Origin of the sequence: Microcoleus sp. PH2017_35_SFW_U_B (assembly GCF_020737865.1) — a bacterium.
GTDB lineage: Bacteria > Cyanobacteriota > Cyanobacteriia > Cyanobacteriales > Microcoleaceae > Microcoleus.
Genome location: NZ_JAEQDE010000133.1, coordinates 1 through 24,282 on the forward strand (window position 1 = coordinate 1; position 24,282 = coordinate 24,282).

Consider the following 24,282-nt stretch of genomic DNA (forward strand, 5'->3'; position numbering starts at 1 on the left):
CAGGAAGTGAAAAATTACCAATTGGTAAGGGCCGCCGTTGTACAACCACTCATCCAAGGAAGCAGCTTCCCAGATTGGGTAGAAGTGCAAGCCGATCGCATTTGAAGAAGGAACAACAGCACCGGAGATGATGTTGTTACCCAGCATCAAGGAACCAGCAACTGGTTCGCGGATGCCGTCGATGTCCACTGGAGGAGCAGCGATGAAGGCGATTACGTAACAGATTGTTGCAGTCAGCAAGGTAGGAATCATCAAGACTCCGAACCAACCTACATAAATGCGGTTGTCGGTTGATGTTACCCAGTTGCAGAATTGCGACCAGATATTGGCGCTTTCGCGCTGTTGTAAGGTTGCCGTCATGTGTTTATGATTGCTATTGGTTTTTCAATGTTCGGATGATGTCTCTATTATTAACGGTATCGTTAAGGTTTGTAAAGGCCTGTAACGACAGCTTAACTGATGAGAGTCATCAGGAAAGCTGATGAAACGATCCAGAGGCGAAAAAAGCCCATTATTTGGTGGAACCCGCACGCGAGTCCGTTGCGGACTGTGGTGCAAGATGCCAGATTGATGCTGTAGGGGCAATCCCTCGCAGTTGTCGCAATGTATATATATAGTGTTTTGTAGGGGACATCTTCCCCGTGGTAGCCGCGCGCGATCGGGATGCGGCGCTGTGTCTGAGCTTGGAAAATTGCCAAAAGAATATAGATGCGGGGCGGGGAATGCCAGTCTGAAGGGGACTCAGCGGGTTTTAAACAGCTTGTTACTCCAGTCATCTATATTATAAAAATGCTGTAGCAGTTGCGTGCGTAAGCCAGCTTCGATCGGGGTAGCGTTCGATCGACAATTCAACTCGTGCGATCGCCAATCTAGCGCACTGAGCCTTAATCAATAATTATCAAACCAGAGCGAGCAAATCCTCTCTAAAGTTAGTTGAAAAAAAATTAAATTGAGTTAATACTTATCAAAATAAACAACTATCAATACTTAATAAACTAACCACAAGAGAGTTAAACCCATGTCAGAAAATTATCTAGGATTAGATACAGAAGATTACGAGTCCCTCAAAAGCGAGATAAAAACCCTCAAAGCGCGCGTTGCCGAACTAGAGTCGGCATCGAAACCCGAACCCGCTATCGTTGCCAAACAAAAGGCGCTATTTGCTGTAGTGACCAAAATTCGCGAGTCGTTAGACTTAGATATTATTTTTCAATCAACCGCTCGGGAAGTTCGCCAACTGCTGAATGCCGATCGAGTAGCAATATTTCGATTTTACCAGCAGTCAGGATTTGACGACGGGGAATTTGTGTCAGAAGACGTGATCCCAGAGTTTCATTCAGTAAAAGCTGTAAAGGTGCACGATCACTGCTTTGGTAAACAATATTCAATGCGGTATCAGCAAGGAAGAATTCAGGCAGTCAATGATATCAATCAAGCCGGATTGAGCGATTGCCATATAGCTGTTCTTGCTCAATTTAATGTCAAAGCAAACTTAATCGTACCTTTAATCAAAAGAAATAAACTTTGGGGATTGCTCTGCATTCACCAATGTCGCGCCCCACGCCAGTGGCAGCAAGATGAAATTGACTTTGCCAGTCAAATTGCGGTGCATTTAGGAGTAGCAATACAGCAAGCAAAACTTTTAGATGAAGCTCATAGGCGGTCAACAGCACTCCAGACTACTCTAGAGGAGCAATTGCGAAAACGCACAGAAGAGCTGGTTAAGGAAGCAGACCGAGAACGAGCCATAACTCGGATGATTGATAAGATCCGCCAAACCTTAGATATGGAAACAATTTTCCAGACAGCAGCGACAGAAGTTCGCAAACTTTTGAATGTCGATCGCATTGCCATTTATCAATTCCGTGAAGACTATTTCGGCGACTTTATCTTTGAATCTGAATCGGGAAACTGGCCGAAATTGGTAGGCAGCGGCTGGGAAGATCCCTACTTAAACGAACACCAAGGAGGTCGATTCCGGTGTGCGGAAACCTTTATCGCTGATGATATCTACAATGCCGGCCAGAGCGATTGTCACATAGAAGCTTTAGAATATTTTGGTGTCAAATCCTGTGCGGTAGTTGCGATTTTTAAAGGAGAGAAACTCTGGGGATTGCTCAGTGCCTTTCAACACACAGGTGCGCGTCACTGGGAAGACACAGAAGTAAAGTTACTGAATCAAATTGCCACTCATTTGGGCGTGGCTTTGCAGCAATCCGAGTACCTAGAACAAATACAGTTTCAAGCTAAACAGCAGGCGAAAGCAGCCGAACAGGAACGCACATTAACTAGAGTAATTGAACGGATTCGCCAGACGCTAAATATTGACAAAATATTTAGCGCAACAACTCAAGAAGTACGGCAAATTCTCAATTGCGATCGGGTTGGAGTTTACCGTTTTTTTCCAAACTGGAGCGGGGAATTTGTGTCGGAGTCGGTAGCAGAAGGTTGGATACCTTTAGTAACTGATAAAATTAAAACAGTCTGGCAAGATGATTATTTACAAAAAACTGAGGGTGGCAGGTATCGCCATCAAGAAATTTTTGTAGTTGATGACATCTATAAAATTGGTCACTCTCCATGTCATATCGAAATTCTGGAACAAATTCAAGCCAAAGCATATTGTGTAGCGCCTGTTTTTGTGGGGGAAAATCTCTGGGGTTTGCTAGCAGCTTACCAGAACTCTGGTTCCCGTGAGTGGGAAGCAGGAGAAGTGAGGTTGCTGGCTCAGGTTGGCAGTCAATTGGGAGTAGCTATGCACCAAGCAGAATTGCTCGATCGCACTAAAAAGCAGTCCTGGGAATTGCGGACGACTTTGGCAGACTTAAATGCGATCGTTGACAATTTGGCTGACGGGTTATTAGTCACTGACATTGAAGCTAAAATTACCAGGTTTAATCCGGCACTGCTGGCGATGTTTGAATTAAAAGATGTTGACCTGAAGGGGAAAAAAGTATCCGAAATCTTTCCTAAAAAATTAGCCCAATTGGTTGAGGCGACTGAACATAGAGAGGGAGAAATTGTGACGCTGGAAGTGGAACTAGAAAATTCTAGGATAGGTCAAGCTTTAGCGACCACTATTCTGAAAGAAGCGGTAAAAGACGAAGCAGATCGATCTCTAGGTTCGGTGATTTTGATTCGAGATGTGACGGTGGAACGAGAAGTTGACCGAATGAAAACTGATTTTCTGGCTACAGTTTCTCACGAACTGCGGACGCCTTTAACTTCGGTTTTGGGTTTTGCTTCGCTGATTAAAGAAAAACTAGAAGAAGTGATTGTTCCCGGAGTCGTATCGGAAGACAGAAAAATCAAAAAAGCTTTAAATAAAGTTGCAGATAATATTAACATTATTGTCTCAGAAGCTGAACGGCTGACATCTTTAATTAATGATGTTTTGGATATTGCTAAGATGGAAGCGGGGCGAGTTGAATGGCAGTTACAGCCGACAAATCCAGTGCAAATCTTAAAACAGGCGATCGCCGCTACGTCATCTTTATTAGAAAAGAATAATTTAAAGTTGATTAAAGATTTTAGTCCCGGACTGCCACAGGTATTAGTAGACCGGGATCGCATGGTTCAAGTCGCGATCAATTTAATCTCGAATGCAGTCAAGTTCACAGAATCAGGTTCTGTCACCTGTCGGGCAAGAGTAGAGGGTGACGAGCTGGTTATTAGCATTATTGATACTGGCATCGGCATTGCACCAGAAGACCAAAGCAAAGTTTTTGAAAGATTTAAACAAGTGGGAGATATCCTGACCGAAAAGCCTAAAGGCACTGGCTTGGGGCTGCCAATTTCTAAACAAATCGTTGAACACCACGGCGGTAGAATTTGGCTAGAAAGCGAGTTAGGCAAGGGCAGCACTTTTTTCTTTAGTATACCGCTAGTTAAAAATATTGAGTCGGTGGAAAAATGCAAAATTATCAATGATTTAATCGGGCAACTGAAACAGCAAGTGCTCAGCAGAACTCCGCTCGGCGTTAAAGGAGGCCAGCAACTTTTAGTTGTTGACAATGAGCCTAACATCCGAGATATATTGAGGCAGTCACTGGAACAAGAAGGATATAAAGTCGCGGAGGCAATTAACGGTAGAGATGCTATTTCTCAGGCTAAAGCAGTCAAACCGGATCTGATTATTTTAGATGTAATGATGCCTCACATCGACGGTTTTGATGTGGCGGCAGTTCTCAAAAATGACCCAGAAACTCGGGGGATTCCGATTATCATCGTGTCTCTAATTCAAGACAGAGACAGGGGCTGGCGTTTGGGAGTTGACAGGTATTTTACCAAGCCTATAAATATAGCGGGACTGTTAAAGGAGATCGGCTTGCTGCTGCGACAAGGGATGTCTAATAAGACGGTGTTGGTCGTTGTTAACAATGCTTCTACTTTCAAAATTTTGTCGGCTGCGTTGCTTTTTCAGGGATATAATGTGATGGAGGCATCTGATGTTACAGAATGCCTGGATCGAGTGAGAGCGATCGAGCTGGATTTAATTATTATTGACGAAGCCTTATCTCAAGAGCAAGAATTAGTCAAAAAATTGCGCCTTACTAAGGGCTTGGAAAAAGTCTCCATAATTGTTTTGGGAGATATTGTAGAGGATAACGGGCTGAGCAAACACATTCATGGGAAATTGTTGTGAAAAAAGTTTTAATTGTGGATGACGAACCGAATATTCTGATTTTGATGGAGCAGGCTCTAGAAAAGTTGGAAGATGAGGATGATGTAGAGTTGCTGACTGCGAGAGATGGAGTTGAGGCGTTGAACAGAATTAAGGAAGAAAAGCCGGATTTGGTTTTTCTCGATGTGATGATGCCGAAAATGAGCGGGTTAGAGGTATGCAATACGGTTAAAAATGAACTAGGTATGGAGGACGTTTACATTATTATGTTGACAGCTAAGGGACAAGAATATGATAAGCAAAGCGGTATGGCTGTGGGGGCAAATCTTTATATGACTAAACCTTTTCGCCCGAAAGAAGTGCTGGTCAAAGCTAGGGAAATTCTGGGTTTGACGGCACAGATGTAGCGAGAGGTATACAATCAATTCACAAGAATATTTTTTGGTTTTTGGTGGTTGCTAGCCTGCCCAAAAACGGATACAATCCCCCGGCTATAGTCGTGGATGCTCCAAAAATTTTAGACTAAGTTTCAAGCTCCCAGAGTTATCTGCCCTTGTAAATCTAAAATCTAAAATCTCTATCCTCAAATTGGCTGACTGGTTACAAACGAATGAATAACGATAGATCGCTCACTCATGATTAATAGCAAAGTAAATGGTTCGTATCAATCTCAAAAAATTGATTTCTAAGAGAGATTTGCGGGTGGTTATTGAGGGCGCGCTCGGTGTTTTAGACGCTCCGATGGCTATTCGGAATGTTGAAGGGGCTATTTTATTGGGCGAAGATTGTCAGACCTACTTCAATACTTATCCTATCATCCTAGCCGATGAAGTTATCGGTTACGTAACAGGAAGTCAAAAAGCAGCATTTATTGCCGATATGCTGAGTTATGCTGCCAGCGCCGACTTGGATATAAGAACTCTGGCTGTTGATACTTTAGATAAGTACGAAGAAGTTAATTTTTTGTACGATTTTTCAAGCAAAATAGCTACTTGTTTGGGTGTGGCTGAAGTCAGTCAATTGGTGGTAACTGAAGCGAAAAAGTTGATTGAGTCTACCAATATTTCAGTGATGCTAATGAATGAAAAGACAGGAAAACTGGAGATTGTTTCTGCTCGGGGTAAAGAGTACAACCATAAAACAAAAATCGGTTCCAATATGGGGATAGCAGGTCATATTTTTGTTTCTGGTAAAGCTGAAATAGTCAATGATGTATTGTCCGATCCGAGATATGTTATGGGAGACAATGAGATGCGTTCTATGATTTGTGCACCTCTAACAACTCAGAACGGTACAATCGGCGTTATCAATATTAGTCATAACGAACTTGTAAACTATACGGCACAGGATTTAAAATTATTTACGGCTTTGGCATCGCAAGCGGCCGCGGCGATCGAGAATGCGCTTTTACATGAAAGTAAATTGAAGGAAGAACGAATTAAAAATAATTTGGAAAGATACCTTTCTCCCCAGGTGGTGCGAGCAGTTATCGAAGCTAAAGGAGATATTTCTCTAAATCCAACTAAGCGCAATTTAACGGTGCTTTTTTCGGATATTAGAGATTTTACTACTAAGTGTGAGGAGCTGCCTGCTGAGAAAATAGTGATGTATTTAAATGAGTATTTCACGGAGATGGTAGAGGTAATTTTTAGTCATGAAGGTACTGTGAATAAGTTTGTGGGAGATATGATTGTAGCAATGTTTGGGGCGCCTTCGGAGGTGGCCGATCGCGAAAGGAAGGCGATCGAAACTGCGATCGATATGCAGCGACGGATTGGGAGGATGTCGGTTCCTTGGATTACGGATAATTTTCTGACTGGTATTGGGATTAGTTCGGGGGAGGTAGTTGTTGGTAATATTGGTTCGCCGCAGCACATGGATTATACTGCCATAGGGGATGAGGTGAATATTGCATCTAGGTTGCAGTCAATGGCTGAGGGAGGACAAATTTTGGTGAGCGATAGTGTGTACAGCGTTACTAAAGATATGTTTGAGTTTAGGAAAATTGGCTCTGTGATTGTTAAAGGTAAGAAGAAAGCTGTCGAAACTTTTGAGGTGATTTATCATGAATGAAGTCAGTAGTCATTAGTCATTAGTCATTAGTCATTAGTTATTAGTCATTAGTCAGTATGATAGGTCGGACACGGCAGTGCCGTTTCCCTACCGCGATCAATTGTAGGGAAACGGCACTGCCGTGTCCTGATTTCTTAGCCGTGTCCTGATTTCTTAGTCATTAGTCATCAGTTAGTAGTTATTAGTCAGATGGCAGAAAAAAGAGGGAAAAACATCTAGTTTTGCAGTATTGTCTGTTTATTTGCTAAGCTAGAGGTTGCGCTCTCTCAATAAACCTTATATTTATGCACAGGTTATTAACTGGGAAACTGCGAGTAGACTGTTTAACAATACCGATCGCTAATCTTCCAGCAAATCTATCGGGTACTAAAATTGTACAGCTTACGGACTTTCACTATGACGGGGAGCGGCTGTCGGAATGGTTGCTAGAAGAGGCGATTGTGGCGGCTAATGAAGCGGAACCAGACTTAATTTTTTTAACCGGAGATTTTATTACCTACGATCCGGCGCCTATTTACGGCTTGGTGCAGCGATTGAAAAATTTGCAAAGTCGGGTGGGAATTTACGCTGTTTTGGGCAATCACGATCACTATTATCCAGGGGCAAAAATTAAGGTTGCTAATGCTTTGAATAACGCAGGTATTCGGGTTTTGTACAATGAAGCGATTTATCCTTTGGGGTCTGAATTGGCTTTAGTTGGGTTTGCAGATTTTTGGTCTGGCGATTTTGCACCTGCGCCTCTAATGGCATCAATCAATCCGGCGATTCCTCGGATTGTATTGTCTCACAATCCTGATACTGCTGAAAATCTGCAACAGTGGCGGATTGATTTGCAGTTTTCGGGACACACTCATGGGGGTCAAATTGTGATTCCTGGTATCGGGCCTTTGTATGCTTGGGTGAGAAAAATTGGTTATTTGATTCCTGAAGGAATCCGAAAATTTGTTCCTTTTGTGTCGGCTTGCGATCGAGTAGTTCGTCACTGGGAATGGGCTAGCGGTTTGCATCGGGTTGGGAGTAATTGGTTGTACGTGAATCGCGGTTTGGGTACTTATGCGCCGGGGAGGTTATTTTGTCCGCCGGAGGTGACGGTAATTACTTTGGTTTGTCAAGATATGTAGGGATTGCTTTAGGGTGTGAAGGAAGAATGCTTCGGATGGAAGATGGAACCGCGAAGACGCAAAGGACACGAAGGAAGATGAAAGATGAGCAGAATTCCTATTATTAAGTGGGTTCTGCAAAGCGATAGCCTCTGGCGTAAAAGGAAGAATGCTTCGGAAGAAAGATGGAACCGCGAAGGCGCAAAGGACACGAAGGAAGATGGAAGATGAGCAGAATTCCTATTATTAACTGGGTTCTGCAAAGCGATAGCCTCTGCCGTAAACTGTGTGAATTAGGACGGATTCGCTAGGGGCTTCTATTTTGCGGCGCAGGAGGCGAATTTGAGCTGCTAATACGTTGCTGCTGGGTTTTTCTGCTTCACTCCACAGGTATTGGTGGATTTGTTCGTGTGTTAGTATTTGACCGGGATGTCGCATTAGGTATTCTAATAGTTGACATTCTTTTTCTGATAGGTCAATTGTTCGATCGCCCCGATAGGCTATTTGATTGTCGTAGTCTAGCTGTAAATCTGCAACTTGCAGGCGCCCGACAGCCACTTCGGGGTCAAAAGTAGGGGGGCGTCGCAGCAAGGCGCGGACTCTGGCTAGGAGCTCTCGCAGTTCAAAAGGCTTGACTAGATAGTCGTCTGCGCCTGCGTCGAGTCCTTGTACGCGATCGTCTAGGGTGTCTTTGGCGGTGAGAAATAGGACTGGGGTATTCCGTCCTTGCGATCGCAATTGCTGACAAATTGCTAATCCGGTTTGTCTCGGCAGCATCCAATCCAAAATTAGCAAATCGTAATTTCCCTGCATTGCTAAATTGCTGCCATTTGCGCCGTCAAATGCGACATCAACGGTATAACCCTCGCGGGTTAAAACTCGACTCAAAGGGTCAGTCAACTCAACTTCATCATCAACTAAAAGAATCCGCATCCTGATTTTAGGTTTTAGACTTTTGATTTGAGCATGAATTACACAAAACTTGCAAACAAGCAGGTTTTGTAGGGGGAAATTCCCCGTGGTTGCCATCTGTGGTGAGGTGGCGATCGCGACCTGTTGAGGTTAAGTAAACTGATTTTTGCTACATTTTAAAATGTGCAATACTTTCCGATTCGCTGTAAGCTGCTGCTAGCCATTCCTGCATTGCAGGCAGTGCCAACAGTGTATCAGCATAAGCTTGTGCTTGTGCATCTAATTTGACTTCGTAGGTGACAAAACGCATGACAACGGGGGCAAACATGGCGTCAGCAATTGTGAATTTTCCGAACAGCATATCGCCACTGGTGCCGAATTTTTGGCGGCATTCGCGCCAAATTGCCAAGATGCGATCGATCTCTGCTTCGACACCGGGCGTCATTCCTTCTCCCGGATAGCGGTTGCGGCAGTCCATCGGCATATTTTCGCGGAGATTTTGGAAGCCTGCGTGCATTTCGGCACAGATGGAACGGGCGATCGCCCGTTGCGCTACATCCGCCGGCCATAAATCATTTGCAAAGCGTTCTGCAACGTACTCGCAAATTGCTAAAGATTCCCACACTTTCAAGTCGCCATCAATTAAAACTGGCACCTTTCCCGAAGGAGAATAGCGCCGAATTTCCCCATGGGTTGTCGGCCCGTCTAGGGGGATTCTCACTTCGGCAAAATCTATTCCAGCTTGTTTCATCGCCAGCCAAGGACGCAGCGACCAAGACGAATAATTTTTGTTGCCGATTACCAGAGTCAATTTGGTCATAGTTTTACTTTCAGCTATCATCTATTTAGCAGACAATCCTTAAGAAAATTCGATTTAACTCAGCCTCAATACAATATATTATACACAAACACAATTATTAGCAATACCTGAACTTATTTTGATATTTGAACAATTTGTGCTATTGTGGTTGAGGAAAAAGCTGTTTCCGCTCGGGCAGCGCCGATTCCGCATCCCAAATTAAGCAATTTACAATCGCAAATCAATATGATTACCGTAGCACTTCCCAAAGGCGGACTGTTAGGAGATAGCATTCGACTGTTTAAATCCGTTGGATTAGACTTCAGTGCTTTTCTCGATTCCTCTAACCGCCAACTTCAAATTTATGACACTACCGGAACGGCAAAAGCTTTGCTAGTAAGGACGCACGATGTGCCGGTTTATGTGGAATACGGTCAAGCTGATTTGGGCGTTGCGGGTTATGATGTTTTGCGGGAAAAAACTCCGAAAGTTGCAAATTTAATTGATTTACAATTTGGCAAGTGTCGGCTGTCGGTGGCGGTGAAGGAATCTAGTTCTTACAGACGCAGTGTGGATTTGCCTCCTCACGGTAGAGTTGCTTCTAAGTTCGTACACTGTGCAAGGGAATATTTTCATAATTTGAATTTGCCGGTGGAAATTGTGCCGCTTTACGGTTCTGTGGAGTTGGGGCCGATTACGGGTATGTCGGAGGCGATTGTGGATTTGGTTTCGACTGGCAAAACTTTGCGGGAAAATGGTTTGGTGGAAATTGATGTTTTGTTTCAAAGTTCGGCTTATTTGATTGGTCATCCTTTGAGTTATCGTTTGAATTCTGGCGGAGTTAATGAGTTGATTGGGAAGTTGAGAGAGCAGGTTTTGACGGCGGTTTGATGTGCGATCAAATTAGGATCAGTCCAGGATGTAACAGCCACTCTTATGGAGTTAGTTTTTAAGTACGTAGTTGCGATTGGGTGCTCTTCGATCTATGAAAGAGCGCTGAAGCGCAACTACGTACCTTCTATGAAAGAGCGCTGAAGCGCAACTACGTACCTTCTATGAAAGAGCGCTGAAGCGCAACTACTACCTTTTTTATTTATCTCATTTCGGAGCTGATATTGGCAGGTATAAGACCTAGTTTTTCTTGGCATTTTTCTATATAAAAACGGGTCACTGTATCAGCAGGGTTTTGTTCGATTAGTTGCTGAAAATATCCCAAGGCGGCGACAAATCTTTCGGATTGCCATCCTTGAATTCCTTTGTCAAATAAAGCCTGGGTAAGCTGCTTGGCTTCAGAGTCGGGACTGGATGCTGGCCAGATTTCGTAGATTTCAATAGCTTGCTGTTTGCCGCGCGGCGTTACTCGATCGATCCAGCGATAGTAATAGTTGTGGGTGGGCGAATGGCTGTCGGCTGCTGTTGCGTGAGAAGTGGAAATCATATTCTCCGGTGTTTCCACTTCCAAGTCGCACTTTAATAATAAACTTTCTTTTGAGCTTGAGTTCGGACTTATGCTATTTAGAAATTCTCTCGCATGAACGATCGCATTTTCGCTAACAATTATTTGGCAACCGTATATTTTAGTTAAATTTTCTAACCGAGAAGCTGTATTTACCACATCGCCGATGACTGTAGAGTCCATCCGGCGATCGGAACCCAAGGTGCCGATCATGCCGATACCTGTGTTAATTCCAGTACCGATATTGACGGGATATTCTAAATTGTATTTGTGGCGCTCGACATTAAATTCATGCAAACTTTCTTGCATGGCTACTGCGGCTTCGATCGCATTTATAGCGTGAGAATGCGGTTGGTCAAATACTGCCATGATAGCATCGCCGAGGTATTTGTCAATAAACCCGCCGTGGGAGGTGATGCAATCGTTCATTTTCGTAAAAAAAGCGTTCAACCATTCAAAGGTTTCGCGTGCTTCTTGAGATTCTGCGATCGCCGTAAACCCGCGAATGTCGCAAAATAAAATAGTCAGCTCTTCTTCTGTGACATTGCCCAACTGAATTGATTCTATCCCTTGGGGCGCAATTCGTTCGAGAAGCTGTTCCGGGACAAATAGGTGAAATTTTTCGGAAAGATATTCGTTGGCCTCCCAGGCGGCGGCAATTTGGCGCTTGCTTTGCTCTTTTACCTGCTGGTTGAATTGGGAAGACACAACTTGCGATCGCATTTGGCTCAACTGCAAAATATTTTCAACTTTCGCCAGCAGCAAGCGACTGTTAAAAGGCTTGGTTAAATAATCGTCGGCCATAATTTCTAACCCTCTGAGGCGAGAGGTATCGTCATCGAGAGCAGTCAAAAAAATTACCGGTACAGTTTGCAAAGCCGTATCATTCCGCAGGATCTCGCACACATCAAAACCGTCCATATCCGGCATCATAATATCTAGTAAAATTAAATCCGGTCGAGATGCGCGGGCGAGGGAGAGGGCTTCATCGCCCGATCGCGCTGATACTGTGGCGTATCCTTTCATTTGCAATAACTCTTCCAGTAAAATTAGATTAGCTGGCTCGTCATCAACCAACATGATGCAGGGCGACTTGTTTGACATGGAATATGATGTATATTGAATTTAGCTCGGGACTGGCGCGTGTAGATGCTCGAAACCTGGTTGATTCGTATATTTCTAGTTATTAAACTCGATATTTTTGGCAGGAACCGGGTTTCTGAGGCAAGTGCGCGCAAGTCCTATAGAAATTTATCTACTATTGAGTCTAACGTTTTCACTTATAAATTGTAATAAATGGCACTGCTGGAACTGCAAATAATTATTGTTAGTTGAGAAAAGAACGGACTGTAGCGATCGCCAAATTCAGATCCAGCGGCTTGCTCAAATAAGCAGAAGCGCCAGCCTCCAAACATCGATCGCAATCGCCAGCCATCGCCATCGCCGTCACCGCAATCATCGGTACCGACTCCCAGACAGGATTTGCTTTGACTCGGCGCATCAACTCAAACCCGTCAACATCGGGTAACTGAATGTCCATCAAAATCAAATCTGGCAGCAATTCCGGCGCAGCAGAGGCGGCATGGATGCGATCGAGCATTGCCTTCCCATCCGCCAGAATCTCTACCCCGTAGCCCTCCAATTCCATCACCTCTGAAATTAACATTTGGTTAAAAGGTTGGTCTTCCACCACCAGAATCCGCTTGCTGCCAAGTGGTAATGCGATCGCAGAAGCAGGAACTAACTTAGCATCCAAAGCACAAGCAGCAAAGCTGCCCAACTCTTGACGCATCTCCGTCAAAGGCAGCCAAACGCGGAACAAACTGCCGCGATCGCAAATAGATTGAAAAGAAACAGTTCCGCCGTGCAATTCCGCCAGACGCTTAGTCAAAGCCAAACCCAAACCTGTACCTTCGTGGCGCCTAGTCAGGGAAGAATCCACCTGTTGAAAAGGTCGAAATAGCAAGTGCCAGCGATCCTGAGGAATGCCGATACCCGAGTCTTTCACCTCAAGACAAAAGTAGGGAGTGCTGGCATTTACAGGAGAACAATCAGGGCGGTAATCGCCATTAATTTCATTGCCGTAGGCCAGACGCCCGCTAAGTTTAACTTGTCCCCGTTCGGGGGTAAATTTGATAGCATTGGAAAGTAAATTAATCACAATTTGTCGCACTCGCCGTTCGTCGAGCAAAACTTTAGTAATGCGGTAGTCGAGTTCTAAAGACAAAGCAATTCGCTTTTTGTCTGCCCGCGGCTGAATCATTTTCAGACAGTCTGTGGCGAGTTCGTGAACGCGAACAGGCAGTAAATTGAGTTCTACTTTTCCTGCTTCAATTTTAGAAAGATCGAGAATATCGTTAATTAGCTGCAACAAGTGCTGACCGCTTTTTTCGATCAGTTCTACATAGTTAACTTGTCGATCGCTCAACTGGCCGGATGTTTGGCGCAGCAGCAAGTCAGAAAATCCGAGAATGCTGTTGAGAGGCGTCCGCAATTCGTGGGACATCGAGGCTAAAAACTCGGATTTTAACTGAGAAGAATACTCTAATTGTTCGTTAACTTGGCGGAGGTTTTCTTGTGTCTGAGCCCGCTGGATTGCGGCCCCCAGAGTCCGACAAGCAGCCGTGAGCACTTCTTGGTGGAGGGAAGCTTGCAGTTTTTTGACGTTGCGCGACTCCAGCGTCAACACTCCGATGATTGTGCCGTCAGTAGATGCGATCGGAAAAATGCCCAATTGTCCGATTCCCGGATGCCGAAATTGCGGCACAGCATTGGGATGTTCGGCATAATCATCGACAAACAAAGCTTTACCAGTTTCCACCACTTCCCACAGCAAACCGGTGCCGTAGGGAATACCTTTGTCGAGCAATTCTTGCATTCCAGCGGCGACTGGTTCCCCGTAACTAGCCAGAAATTGAGTAGAAACTTGGTTGGAAATCGCCGCCGCTTGCCTGTCTTTTCCCTTACCGCTAATCACTTTTACGTCTCCGAAAGCAGCATTCGTCGCTTCTACCAGATAGCTGAGGGCAAACTGACCTATTTCTTGCAAACTGTGAGAGTTTTGCAGGCGTTCAGTTAAGCCTAAAAGAAATGTCAGGCGCCTGACTTCTGCATTCAAACTAGCTTGGGAGTTTTGGTATACGGTAACGTCTCGAAAGGTAAACAGCCGCCCGCCGCTGTTGGTAATTGTGGCGAAGACTTCCAAACAAACCGCATTGGATTGCTCGAAATAAAATGATAAACTTTCATCCTGAGATGTTTGCAGTGCTTGCTGAAACTCTTCCCACTGCTGAAGCGACAAGTAACCGCGATCGACAATTTCGGCAAACAACAAGTCGCACTTAGGCTTGGTTGCCAGCCATTCTGGGGACAGTCCCCAAGTCTCGGCCAATTTTTTGTTAAACAAAACTAAGCTGTCAGACGAGTCGAAAAGAGCGATCGCATTATCTACTTGGTTGAGAATCAGTTCTTGGTCTGCCCTGAACTGCTGCAAGTCTATCTCCATTTTGTCTGTGTCTGTAGCTCTTAGTTTTGTTGTCATAACTGTCTACGGATATGGCAAGAGTTATTTTATAACCCCTTACTTAATTTGACATATTTTTAGGTTTTTGGGCAGTGAGGGCGATGGCTTACGCCCCGCTTCGCTACGACCGGCCTTGTGATCTGAGACACTTGCTGGTTGCCGAGGGGCGAGGGGAGCGGGTTTTCTACTACATCGGCTACAATACTAGATCGAGCAGTTTTTAATTCTATTAAATACCGCAGGGACAAGGTATTTCCCCGTCCTTTGCCCGATATCTTCACCCAATCGAAAACCGTTAGGATGAATGAATAAGGAGGGAAAGCATCATGACAGAAAGAGAATTTTTTAATAACAATGCTGTCGAAGTTGATGGCATCCGATTTGAAATATTTGTGTCAAAAATGGTAGTGGTTGTGCCCATGCCATCAAAACCCAAATCAAATCATGATACATCGGTCAAGTTATATGTTCGCATTACCAACAACAGGTCAAACTCGTATTGTTTTAGCTTCCATCATAACTTTGTTCCCGAAATTCTAGCAGCAGACGGTCAAAATACTAATGCTGGATACCAAGCGGACGGCATTGGATATCCTCACGTATTTGATTTTCACTTAATTAAGCCGGGGAAGTCTGTAATGGTCTTTCCGAATGCCCGTATTGGTTGGGATCGCAAACATCACAATAAAAAAAAACGCGAGCAAACTTTACTATTGTCTCTGCCTTTTACGAATCGTGAATTTTTGGGATTTCCGCTAAAAAATTTAGGGAATTATTCGATTCGATTGAAGTATGAAGTCACTAATGAATCAGTACAATACTATCATTATTTAATAAATGAGGAATGGTCAAGATTATACAACGAGGATCGACAAAACTATTGCAGCGATGAAGAAATCCTATACTATCATTATTTGATGGAGGAGGAATCGTTTGATGCGATGTGGACGGGGCAAGTATTCACGCCTTATGTAGAGTTTTGCGTAGTGGATACACAAAGTTGAATTACATTTGACCAAGTATTTGCGGTTGATAACGTTGGTCTTTCGGCTGGCATTGTGCAATGCGATCGACTTTTTGAGTTGCATGGTGTGAAAAGTGCGATCGACCTTTCCGTCCATCACATAATAAGCGATCGCCCCTAACACTCTTGACTCTATGAATAAATATGAACTTTATTCATCAATTTGCAATGTTTTCTGAATTTTAATTAAGCCAGGGAGTTAATATAAATTTTTTTATCACAATATAATTATTGTAATATAATTTATAATAACTGTTGACAAGCTTGTCATTCATCGCTTAAGTTTGTGACTATTGATATCAATCTCTTCGTTAATTTGTATCAGAGACATTGTTTGGTTGATTGTTGAGATCGAAAGCCACTGTTGTTTAAAGATTCATTGGGTTTGTGGCAATCGATCGGGTGTTGTGGTTGTAGTTGGTTTGCAGAAAGTCCCGTATTTGAAGGAAGGCAGGGGAAGGAATATTGTTAGCAATATTCACTCGCGCCTGCACTAATCAGGAGGAATTATGTACCGACAACAACAGGGTAGTGAAAAACATTACTGCGACAAATCTAATTGCTCTACACCATCAAACCTTACTCACAATCAGTTTTGTGGTAATTGCTGTAGCCAAGTTGGCCCGCGCCCAGTTTTCGACTTGAAGTCGGAGTTTGTGCCGATTACTAAAAAGGAACTGGCTCAAAGAGAGCGCTTATCACTGCATTTCCGACAGCAGCTATGCTACAGTTATCCACCGAATACCAAGCAGAATATTCCTCACAATTATTGCCCAACATCCCGAGTTCCTTGGCAAAGTATTTCGGATTATCAACAGCAATATCCTCCCCGAAATTATTGGGATGGTCGAGATAATTCTGTGCCTCTTGAGAACGAATCTGGGCAAGTTCTGGGGTATTACAGGTATGTTTTGCTAACTGGGTCGTCAGATTCAGGAAGTGGCGGTAAATTGTTTTGGCTGATGGTAATTGGTGCGGCGGTGTGGTTCTGGTTTTTTCGCTGATTATTTGATAATCCAGAGAGCGATGAAGTATCTTTTGCGGTTTTTATTGGCTTTAGTAATTTCTGCGATCGTGGTAATAACCTATGCCAGTATAAAAGCAGTTGGCAATGAACACTCAAAACTTGGAATGGTTCAAAATATAGCAGTTCTCAGAAAGATGAGGTACGTTGTTGGGCTTGGGCCCTATTAGTTTAAGGGTTGTGTGGGCTGTCAGTTATACCTCATCTTTTTGAGAAAGGCTATATGACATCTCAAGGAGCGAATAACAGCAATAAAATCAAACAATCTGGTCTCCTACTGGAAATCAGAGAGCCACAAATTATTGCACTAGCTATCCCCGAAAACAAGCCCGGTGCTACTTCTCTCAATCGGTTGTAATTCATCAATATTGATATCCTTCATCTGTAAAAATCAAAAGGTTAACCAACATGACATCAGAACAATTCAGTGACAACAACGCAATGGAAGTAAGTGGCATTAATATGGAAATTATGCTGCCTGACCCTACGGCGCTCACCATCCCTGAAAACAGAGCGGGCATCACGCCTCCTATAGAATTATATATTCATATTACCAATAACACTTCAATGTCTTTCCACTTCAACCTCTCTGGAACCTTGATTCCAGAAATTGTAACATCCGAGGGTCAAGCCTTACAGCGGCAATTAGTTAACGAAAAGCCAGAATCTGAAGTTCAACCGAACAGATATAGAACAGGATGGGCGGGCAGATTGACTGAATTTATATCGAACTTAAACTTATCGCAGGAGTGCTACGAAACCAGAGAAATTAATTATATGTTAGTTGAGCCTAGAGAATCCAAAACTATCACGATCGACGCAAGTCTTGCCTGGGAAAATAACTTACTTGCACTGAAAATTTCTACTGAGTTCAACGAATTTTTCGGGTCGATAAAACTTCATAATTTCTGGTTATTTGAGGCACTATTGCCCGGAAATTACCAAATTAGGTTTATCTATCAACACAACTGTGCAAACAGAGTAATACCTGGGATAGATAATGTCGAAATAACAAATGTAGAAGAGAGCGAGTCAGAACTATTGATTACTCCTTTTGTAAATCTTCGCTTGGTTCAACCAGTAGAAGCAGACAGCAATGCTGTGGAAATGGATGGTGTTCGCTTTGAAATTTTAGTACCAGAGCGAGTTTTAAGCATACCCAAAAACAATTTAATACATAAATTTCTGTACCTAATGAAATTTTTATCACCTATAGAAATTTACTATCCCTCCTTTATAATGCCCGTGCAGATAGGTATTCGGATTACCAATAATACATCTACTCCCCTTAGATTTAGCTTTTATTTCACCTTATTTCTAGAAATTATAGGAGTAGATGGAGTAATTCCATTCGGAGATGCGTGGATTCGCGGTAGCTGCCCCTCTAATTCTGATATTTTTTCCGTTATGCCCGGAGAGGATATTACCTTCTTTCCAGAAACAGAAATTTTTGGGCTTTGGGAAGATAAATTTGGACTTAGGATTACTACCGGAAATGGTGACATATTGACTTTTGAACCTCTAACTCTACAAACATACCAAGTTCGGCTTAGATATAGCAGCCAGCAATCAATGGTTAAAATATACGAGTCTGTAGAAACATACACGACTTTAGATGTCTGGAGCGGTCAAATATCTACTCCCTTTGTAGACTTTCGCTTAGTGCGTTCTTGAATTGAGATTGAAGTGAAAGAGCCTATTTCATTTGATTCTCCTCAAAAGCTGATATTTCTTTTAAACCTCATACGTCTAGGAGTCAAAACCATGTTATTTCGACAATATCCCCAAGTTTTGTTGACATCATTCTTGATAGTTGGATTGACGGGCAAAGCAAGTATTGCTTTTAATATTATTCCCCCAAATCCCGGTGCTACAAGGTTTTATCAGCCTGAATCTATTTACAAAATAGATAAGAATCGAGAAAGCAGAACGGAGATAGATATGGGATTATGGTCGGAGCCTCTGCCCCGTGGTGGAACGACTATTTTTAACAGAACTCTTGCCGCATGGTCTTTTCTGTCTGCAAAAGATCGGTTGGGTTGGTCTTTTAATCCAGCCGCAGAGGACTTAAAGGGTAGTTTTGAGGTAATAACTTATCAAGCTTGCAGTCCTAAGGATGGGTGTGGTGGGGCTAGTACGCCTTACACTGACATAAATGACACTTATCGAGGAGTCGGCTCTCTTTTTCACTTAAAGTATCATCCAGGAAAGGGCGATCCTCAACCAGGTGAAGGTAAACTTCATTGGATTCAGATGGTGCAAGCTAACTACGGTAGCAATGTAGCAGGTGCATCTCGGATACCTGGTATTTCTTTTATCGATAATTTTAATAGAAAAGAAAATCCCTACTACGATCGTCCAAATTCTCGTTTTGCAGGTGAAGACTTCTTTATGGATCAACCATATGCTGGCAGTTTGAAGCGGGCGTCGGCTAGCAGAAACAATTATTTCAAAGCGCAACTCTATCTAGTTCAAGAGACTACGCCACCAAAAAGTAAGAAAAGAACACTCACAATTTACAATGGAATCAAATGGGGTTGGAAAAACACAGTAACTCGTCGCAAAGAACCAGATCCCGTTCCCGTTCCAAAGCCAACTCCAACTCCAAGCTCGAGCCCGTCGATCCCGTTGATCATTCCCGACATCGACTGGCAACGCATTATACCCAAAGGTGAACCGGTCGCTAGTAGTGCTAGTGGCGGCGGTGGCATAGGCTACGTAACAGCATCACCAAAACCAACACCACGACCAACCCCTTCACCTTTGCCAACACCGCGTCCAGCACCTGCACCAAGCCCGTCACCAACACCATCAACAATAATATTAGTATCACCTGCACCAACACCCGGGCCAGCACCAACACCCGGGCCAGCACCAGTACCCTCAGCTTGGACTCCATCACGAACTCCTACACCCTCAGCTTGGACTTCATCACCTTGGCCAACCCCGTCAGCTTGGATTCCATCACCTTGGCCTACGCCTGCACCATGGGCAACAACAGCAACACCATCACCTCGACTAACCTCGACACCTTTGCCAACTCCCTCACCTTGGACTCCCTCACCCTGGCCAACTCCTACACCTTGGGTGACATCTCCACTGGGGTCAACATCATCAACTGTCGTTGTCTCAACATCAACAACAACTACTACATCGCCCTCATCCTTTGGGCGGCCCAGTTCGCCAATTCGCGCTGCCCGCACCTACGCAACTTTTGGTGTTGATAGCGATGCCACAGACCTAGCAAATATCAGCAGTGAGTTACTTGAAGACCCAGAATTATCATCAACGGACAATAGTTTGAACAATGCAAACCTAGCTGGCGTTAGTCGTGATTTACTTGAAGACTCAGAACTATCATCAACGGACAGCAACGAAAACCAAGTCAATTTAGCTAGCATCAGCAGTGATTTACTTGAAGACCCAGAATCATCATCAACAGACAACAACGAAAACCAAGTCAATTTAGCTAGCATCAGTGGCAACTTGCTCGAAGACCCAGAATTATCATCAACCGACAGTAACGAAAATGAACTTGATTTAGCTGGCATCAGCGGCGACTTATTGGAAGACCCAGAACTAGCCTCAGAGGATAACAACTCCCTAGCCTCCAAAACTAAAAACCCTGACGATGATGCCCTCCCAGCCGAAGCCGTTCCCGAACCTACGACTGAATTAGGAACGCTATTAGCACTCACCGGATTAGGTATATTCCTCAAGCTCAAAAACAGGAAAACCAAAGAGTAATGAAAACCCTTTACACCATCCTGTACGCCCTCAGCATCATCCTAATCAACCCCTGGGGAACTACGCGCGGCTTCATCTGGACATCGCCCAAAGTATTGATTGTTTGGCTAATAATTTCGCTCAACATCGCCCTTTTATTATCGCAAAAAACCTCCCTCGCGATTCCCCGAAACTGGAAAAATAGCCTGATACTTTGGACAATATTTCTCTCAATAGGAGCTATCTCCACTCTGCACAGTCCTTTTCCCTTAACCTCTTTTCTCGGTCAAGATCAAATGGGAGATGGCTGGCTATACTGGCTGTTAATTGCCGCCTTCACTCTCAGCAACAGCTTGCTCTTAATCGCGCGCCCGCAACTGATCAATTCCCAATTCCAAGGATTGCTAATTGGTGGCATCATTCTTTCTCTTAGTATCTTCCCCCAAATCATTGACTGGCGGATTGACTACACCGCTACAATGGGGAAACAAATCAGAGGCGATGTCTTAGCCAGCAGCATTTTTCAAGGACAGCAGCCCATAGGATTGTACTCCCACCGCGGCCACGCAGCTATAGTTTTAGCGTTAACGGCAATTACTGCGATTTTCGGTTGGTTTTGGAGATTTACGAATACTAAATTAACTGCAATTACTTTGATTTTAGCTGTTCCTGCACTGCTGTTCACATCTACCCGCAGTGCAATTGTAGCTTTGATTGTTGCCTGTGCTTATTTGTTGGGACGCCAATACTACAAAATTCTCACCGGTATAGCCCTGATGGGCACCCTCGCTGCGGGCATCATGACGCTTAACAGACCCCTCAACTGGCAAAAACCGAGCATCGAACAAGTCGTGTCCAGCCGATCGCCCATTTGGGAACTTGCAGCCAGAGGAATCAAAAAACGCCCGTTATTTGGATGGGGATTCGACGGCTTAGGGATTGCTTATCCATATATCAGAAATCCTCAAGTAACTCCGAGAGTCGTCAACTTGAACGAGTTTACCTACGACTATATTAACATAAAAGGTGAAATTAGCACCAGAGAAATTCCTACTTATAAAGCTCACAATTGGATTCTCGATACAACTGTATCAGTTGGGATTTTGGGGCTGATTGGTGGCATTGCACTTTGGGGATATTATTTATCTTTAGCGCTGCAATCCTCTATTGGCGGGATTGCAGCAGTTGCTATTGCTTATCTGGTTTTTGCTGTTACCTGGTTTGATTGCGCTCAATACGCACATATTGCCTGGTGGACTCTCAGTTTCGCTGCTGTTAGATATCCTTGTTCTCAAGATAACGAGAAAAGAAGATTAATTTCACCTCAAGTTCAGTTTTATATATTTTTGGGTATATTTATTATCTCGTTGATCGGAAGTTTTTATGTAACTAATTTCAATAATATCAACAACTTTATTGTGAAAGCCAAATCATCGCTATTTCCCGGACAACTGTTAGGCTGCGGAAGTCCCAGCGGCGGGCCAACGGATAATCCCATAGATTCTCGATACGGAAAACAATCTTATCCTTGGACATCGGAAATTAAATGGAGTTGTGCATACAATATCCAAGACTTCCAAGGCGGCACTCTGATTGACAGGTTTAATTTTGCCCGAGATATTGCTGCTGCTAACGGTGGCGGAGTTGTCTATTTTCCAGCGGGGACTTATGAGTTTCCAGACAGTATCTATTTGAAGTCGGGAGTAGTCATCCGAGGGGAAACTCCCGCAATGACAGATGCTAAACAAACTTTGTACAATCCTCCGACAAAATTTGTGTTTCCTAAATACGAACCGCAACTTTCAGGGATGGGAAGTCCGAACAGCACGGCTTTTAAAAGAATCTTTACTGAAAATCCTAATACTGATAGCAATATTGGTGTGGTTAATCTAGATATTAACCGATCGCCAATTTACTTGCTCAGCAACCTCGACTACAGTAAAAATCGAAATATTGTGGTTTACGGCCTCCGCAGCAATAACGTTGCCGAACCCAGTTCCTCAGTCCCAGACCTGAATTTTCAAGCAGCGTGGCAGCGATATGCCAATCCCTATGTCGCTAATATCAAAGTTAATGCTTTGGCTAATGTCTTAATTGCCAACAATCGACTTAACGATAGTATAACAGATAATTACCAGCAACCTGAATATCAAGTAAAATCTGACAAGACTGATGTTGTTGAAGAATATGATGTTAGATTCGACTATAGCAACCATTTCGGTATCTTAGTCAACCGTTCCAAGGCTGGCAAATCTGAAGAAAACTTTGTGCCGACGGCGGAACCAAGTGCTGAGCCGGGTCTGTTTCGCAAAGGTATTGCGATTCGCGATAATTGGGTTTATCATACCATGAGGGCGGGAATCCGAGCGTCGGGAAATGGCTTGGTTGTTAAAAATAATGCGATTCGAGATGATGCCCGCAAGCGCTGGTGGACGGACGATACAGGCGCGGGAGTCGCTGGGAAAAATACGAGTTTTAACAGTAGGGCGATCGAATGGGCCGGCTGGAATGTTTTAATACAAGATAATGACTTTCAAGTGTACCGACATCAACTGAAAGATTCCGAGTTTCTCAGCAATGACGGAGGGGGAATTGTGATTCATGCTTGCTGCGGCGGAACTTCGGTTCGGCAAGCGGAGATTGTCGGTAATACTGGCAATTCTTACATCGGTATTTCTCAAGTGCCTCGGATTCGAGATGTGAGGATTTTTGGGAATAAGTTATTGTCTAATGTTAAGGGTGATTGGCCTTTGATTTATGTGAATGCAGATACTGAGCAAAAAATTAATGGGATGCAGAATGCAATTGTAGAAAATAATACGGTTAAGGGCAGTTTGCTGGCAGTCGCGAGTCAGGGAGGAAGGGGAAATGCGATTAGAAATAACAGCGGTTTTAATGTTGGTTCGATTAAATCTTCTTGTCACGTTACTGTGAGTAAAAATAGGGGCTTTGTGAGTTTGCCTTGCTGGCGGCGCAGAAACGCAGGCGGCGGTTGAAACTAGGTTTACAAAAACGCAGGCGTTAGCTTTCCTGAAGGGTACTCGGCAGGACGGCGAGTGAAAAGCATAATATAATGTTTCTTATACCAATTATCTAAAATTGTGCAACACTCGAACACCCCCCTAGCCCCCCCCCCATGAATCAGGGGGGGGACAAGAATACTGTTATTTCGTTAAAAATTGGTATTAAAAAGATGAGGTATGACAGCTTATAAGCAGTTCAACTAAGAAAGAGGGCTAAAGCCCAACAACGTACCTCATCTTTCATTCGATCCGCTATGGTTTCAACCGCGAGCGTTTTTTTGTTAGTGTTTCTTCGGGTTTTTGGGAAAGGGAATTCCTAAACTTTCATGGAAAACAAGCTGAGTTTTATATGTCAAGCGGCGGTTGACTTGTTTGATGATTTTTTCCAAAAGCGCATCGCCGGTTTTTTCAATGAGAGGTTGAGACATCGATCGAATAAACTTGGGAAAGCAAACCCCTACAGCTAAATCCAGCTTCCAGGTGGCGCTGGTAATCGCAGGCGGTAGCTGGGCGCGTTGCGACGCAGGCCAATCGGCTGCAAACTCGTCAGACGGTATCTCGACTAGCTTCATTGCCGATCGAAAATCCACTTCATATCCGGGCGAGGTATAATTCGGAACCGGGATAGTCTGAATCAAATAGCAGCCTTCAGCGTCAGGCGGCAGCAACTCTAAACCAATTCTTGCTTCAACTCGGTAGCCGAAGGCCCCAAAACGACCGATTAATAGATCGTAGCCGTTTTCGCCGATCGGCTGGGCCTTCATTGGCGCAGCGCACTGACAAAACCAAGTCTTGTGATTGTTGAAATGCTCGGCCACCGTTGCAGCATCGGCGTACATCTCCATGCTGTCTTCAAAGTGGGTGTGAAACCAAATCGGCTCAACTTCCTCGCCTGCATCCGCACCTGCACTTTCGGGCTGTCTGAAACTCGCATCTGCGTAGCAATTTTCGTCAGAAGCTTCAACAGTTTGATATTCAGCGGAATTCTGCTTCATCAT

Annotated in this window: 18 protein-coding genes and 1 pseudogene; 12 read left to right on the forward strand and 7 right to left on the reverse strand. The window is 43.9% G+C overall.

Features of this window, described 5'->3' with window-relative positions:
• Both JGK36_RS30335 and JGK36_RS30340 read right to left on the reverse strand, forming a co-directional pair.
• Nucleotides 1–360, reverse strand: a pseudogene (locus tag JGK36_RS30335) (photosystem II q(b) protein); the annotation flags it as partial.
• Nucleotides 361–452: 92 nt separating this feature from the next.
• Nucleotides 453–776 carry a hypothetical protein gene (locus JGK36_RS30340; protein WP_293184507.1) on the reverse strand — a complete coding sequence of 108 codons (324 nt, stop codon included), beginning with the start codon at nucleotides 774–776 and terminating at the stop codon, nucleotides 453–455.
• Between the two features lie 242 nt (nucleotides 777–1,018).
• Here JGK36_RS30340 and JGK36_RS30345 point away from each other — a divergent pair, with 242 nt between their 5' ends.
• The 5 genes from JGK36_RS30345 (at nucleotide 1,019) to JGK36_RS30365 (ending at nucleotide 8,028) form a co-directional block, all read left to right on the forward strand.
• Nucleotides 1,019–4,645, forward strand: coding sequence for a GAF domain-containing protein (locus JGK36_RS30345; RefSeq protein ID WP_293184510.1), 3,627 nt, complete (start codon nucleotides 1,019–1,021; stop codon nucleotides 4,643–4,645).
• On the forward strand, nucleotides 4,636–5,031 hold the full coding sequence (locus JGK36_RS30350) for a response regulator (protein ID WP_293157660.1): 396 nt from the start codon (nucleotides 4,636–4,638) through the stop codon (nucleotides 5,029–5,031). The genes JGK36_RS30345 and JGK36_RS30350 overlap by 10 nt, the downstream gene beginning before the upstream one ends.
• A 247-nt stretch (nucleotides 5,032–5,278) precedes the next feature.
• On the forward strand, nucleotides 5,279–6,697 hold the full coding sequence (locus JGK36_RS30355; protein WP_293184512.1) for an adenylate/guanylate cyclase domain-containing protein: 1,419 nt from the start codon (nucleotides 5,279–5,281) through the stop codon (nucleotides 6,695–6,697).
• A 284-nt stretch (nucleotides 6,698–6,981) separates the two neighbouring features.
• The gene (locus JGK36_RS30360) at nucleotides 6,982–7,818 is read left to right on the forward strand and encodes a metallophosphoesterase (protein WP_293184514.1); all 837 of its coding nucleotides are present in this window, start codon (nucleotides 6,982–6,984) and stop codon (nucleotides 7,816–7,818) included.
• 84 nt (nucleotides 7,819–7,902) lie between these two features.
• Nucleotides 7,903–8,028, forward strand: a complete 126-nt coding sequence (locus tag JGK36_RS30365) for a hypothetical protein (RefSeq protein ID WP_293184517.1) — start codon at nucleotides 7,903–7,905, stop codon at nucleotides 8,026–8,028.
• 15 nt (nucleotides 8,029–8,043) lie between these two features.
• Here JGK36_RS30365 and rppA read toward each other — a convergent pair whose 3' ends face one another.
• Complete coding sequence (rppA, locus tag JGK36_RS30370; RefSeq protein WP_293192781.1) at nucleotides 8,044–8,730, reverse strand: two-component system response regulator RppA; 687 nt, start codon at nucleotides 8,728–8,730, stop codon at nucleotides 8,044–8,046.
• 148 nt (nucleotides 8,731–8,878) lie between these two features.
• Complete coding sequence (locus tag JGK36_RS30375; protein WP_293198970.1) at nucleotides 8,879–9,529, reverse strand: glutathione S-transferase family protein; 651 nt, start codon at nucleotides 9,527–9,529, stop codon at nucleotides 8,879–8,881.
• A 225-nt stretch (nucleotides 9,530–9,754) separates the two neighbouring features.
• Between JGK36_RS30375 and hisG the strand changes: the two genes are divergently transcribed.
• A complete protein-coding gene (hisG, locus tag JGK36_RS30380; protein ID WP_293184524.1) occupies nucleotides 9,755–10,399 on the forward strand; it encodes an ATP phosphoribosyltransferase in 645 nt (214 codons plus the stop codon).
• A 202-nt stretch (nucleotides 10,400–10,601) separates the two neighbouring features.
• On the opposite strand, the gene JGK36_RS30385 is transcribed toward hisG, so the two are convergent.
• Complete coding sequence (locus JGK36_RS30385) at nucleotides 10,602–12,068, reverse strand: response regulator (protein WP_293184526.1); 1,467 nt, start codon at nucleotides 12,066–12,068, stop codon at nucleotides 10,602–10,604.
• Nucleotides 12,069–12,291: 223 nt separating this feature from the next.
• On the reverse strand, nucleotides 12,292–14,505 hold the full coding sequence (locus JGK36_RS30390) for an ATP-binding protein (protein WP_293198968.1): 2,214 nt from the start codon (nucleotides 14,503–14,505) through the stop codon (nucleotides 12,292–12,294).
• A gap of 308 nt (nucleotides 14,506–14,813) precedes the next feature.
• Here JGK36_RS30390 and JGK36_RS30395 point away from each other — a divergent pair, with 308 nt between their 5' ends.
• The 6 genes from JGK36_RS30395 (at nucleotide 14,814) to JGK36_RS30420 (ending at nucleotide 23,257) form a co-directional block, all read left to right on the forward strand.
• A complete protein-coding gene (locus tag JGK36_RS30395; protein ID WP_293184530.1) occupies nucleotides 14,814–15,491 on the forward strand; it encodes a hypothetical protein in 678 nt (225 codons plus the stop codon).
• A 529-nt stretch (nucleotides 15,492–16,020) separates the two neighbouring features.
• Nucleotides 16,021–16,515: a hypothetical protein gene (locus tag JGK36_RS30400; protein ID WP_293184532.1), complete on the forward strand. Its 495-nt coding sequence runs from the start codon at nucleotides 16,021–16,023 to the stop codon at nucleotides 16,513–16,515.
• A 243-nt stretch (nucleotides 16,516–16,758) separates the two neighbouring features.
• Nucleotides 16,759–16,893, forward strand: coding sequence for a hypothetical protein (locus JGK36_RS30405; RefSeq protein WP_293184534.1), 135 nt, complete (start codon nucleotides 16,759–16,761; stop codon nucleotides 16,891–16,893).
• A gap of 50 nt (nucleotides 16,894–16,943) precedes the next feature.
• Nucleotides 16,944–18,209: a hypothetical protein gene (locus JGK36_RS30410; protein ID WP_293184536.1), complete on the forward strand. Its 1,266-nt coding sequence runs from the start codon at nucleotides 16,944–16,946 to the stop codon at nucleotides 18,207–18,209.
• A gap of 90 nt (nucleotides 18,210–18,299) precedes the next feature.
• Nucleotides 18,300–20,282: a hypothetical protein gene (locus JGK36_RS30415; protein WP_293198966.1), complete on the forward strand. Its 1,983-nt coding sequence runs from the start codon at nucleotides 18,300–18,302 to the stop codon at nucleotides 20,280–20,282.
• The gene (locus JGK36_RS30420) at nucleotides 20,282–23,257 is read left to right on the forward strand and encodes an O-antigen ligase (RefSeq protein ID WP_293198964.1); all 2,976 of its coding nucleotides are present in this window, start codon (nucleotides 20,282–20,284) and stop codon (nucleotides 23,255–23,257) included. Before JGK36_RS30415 ends, JGK36_RS30420 begins: the two co-directional genes overlap by 1 nt.
• 308 nt (nucleotides 23,258–23,565) lie before the next feature.
• Here JGK36_RS30420 and JGK36_RS30425 read toward each other — a convergent pair.
• Nucleotides 23,566–24,282, reverse strand: a 717-nt coding sequence (locus tag JGK36_RS30425; protein ID WP_367120256.1) for a DUF1997 domain-containing protein, incomplete at its 5' end; no start/stop codon positions are given.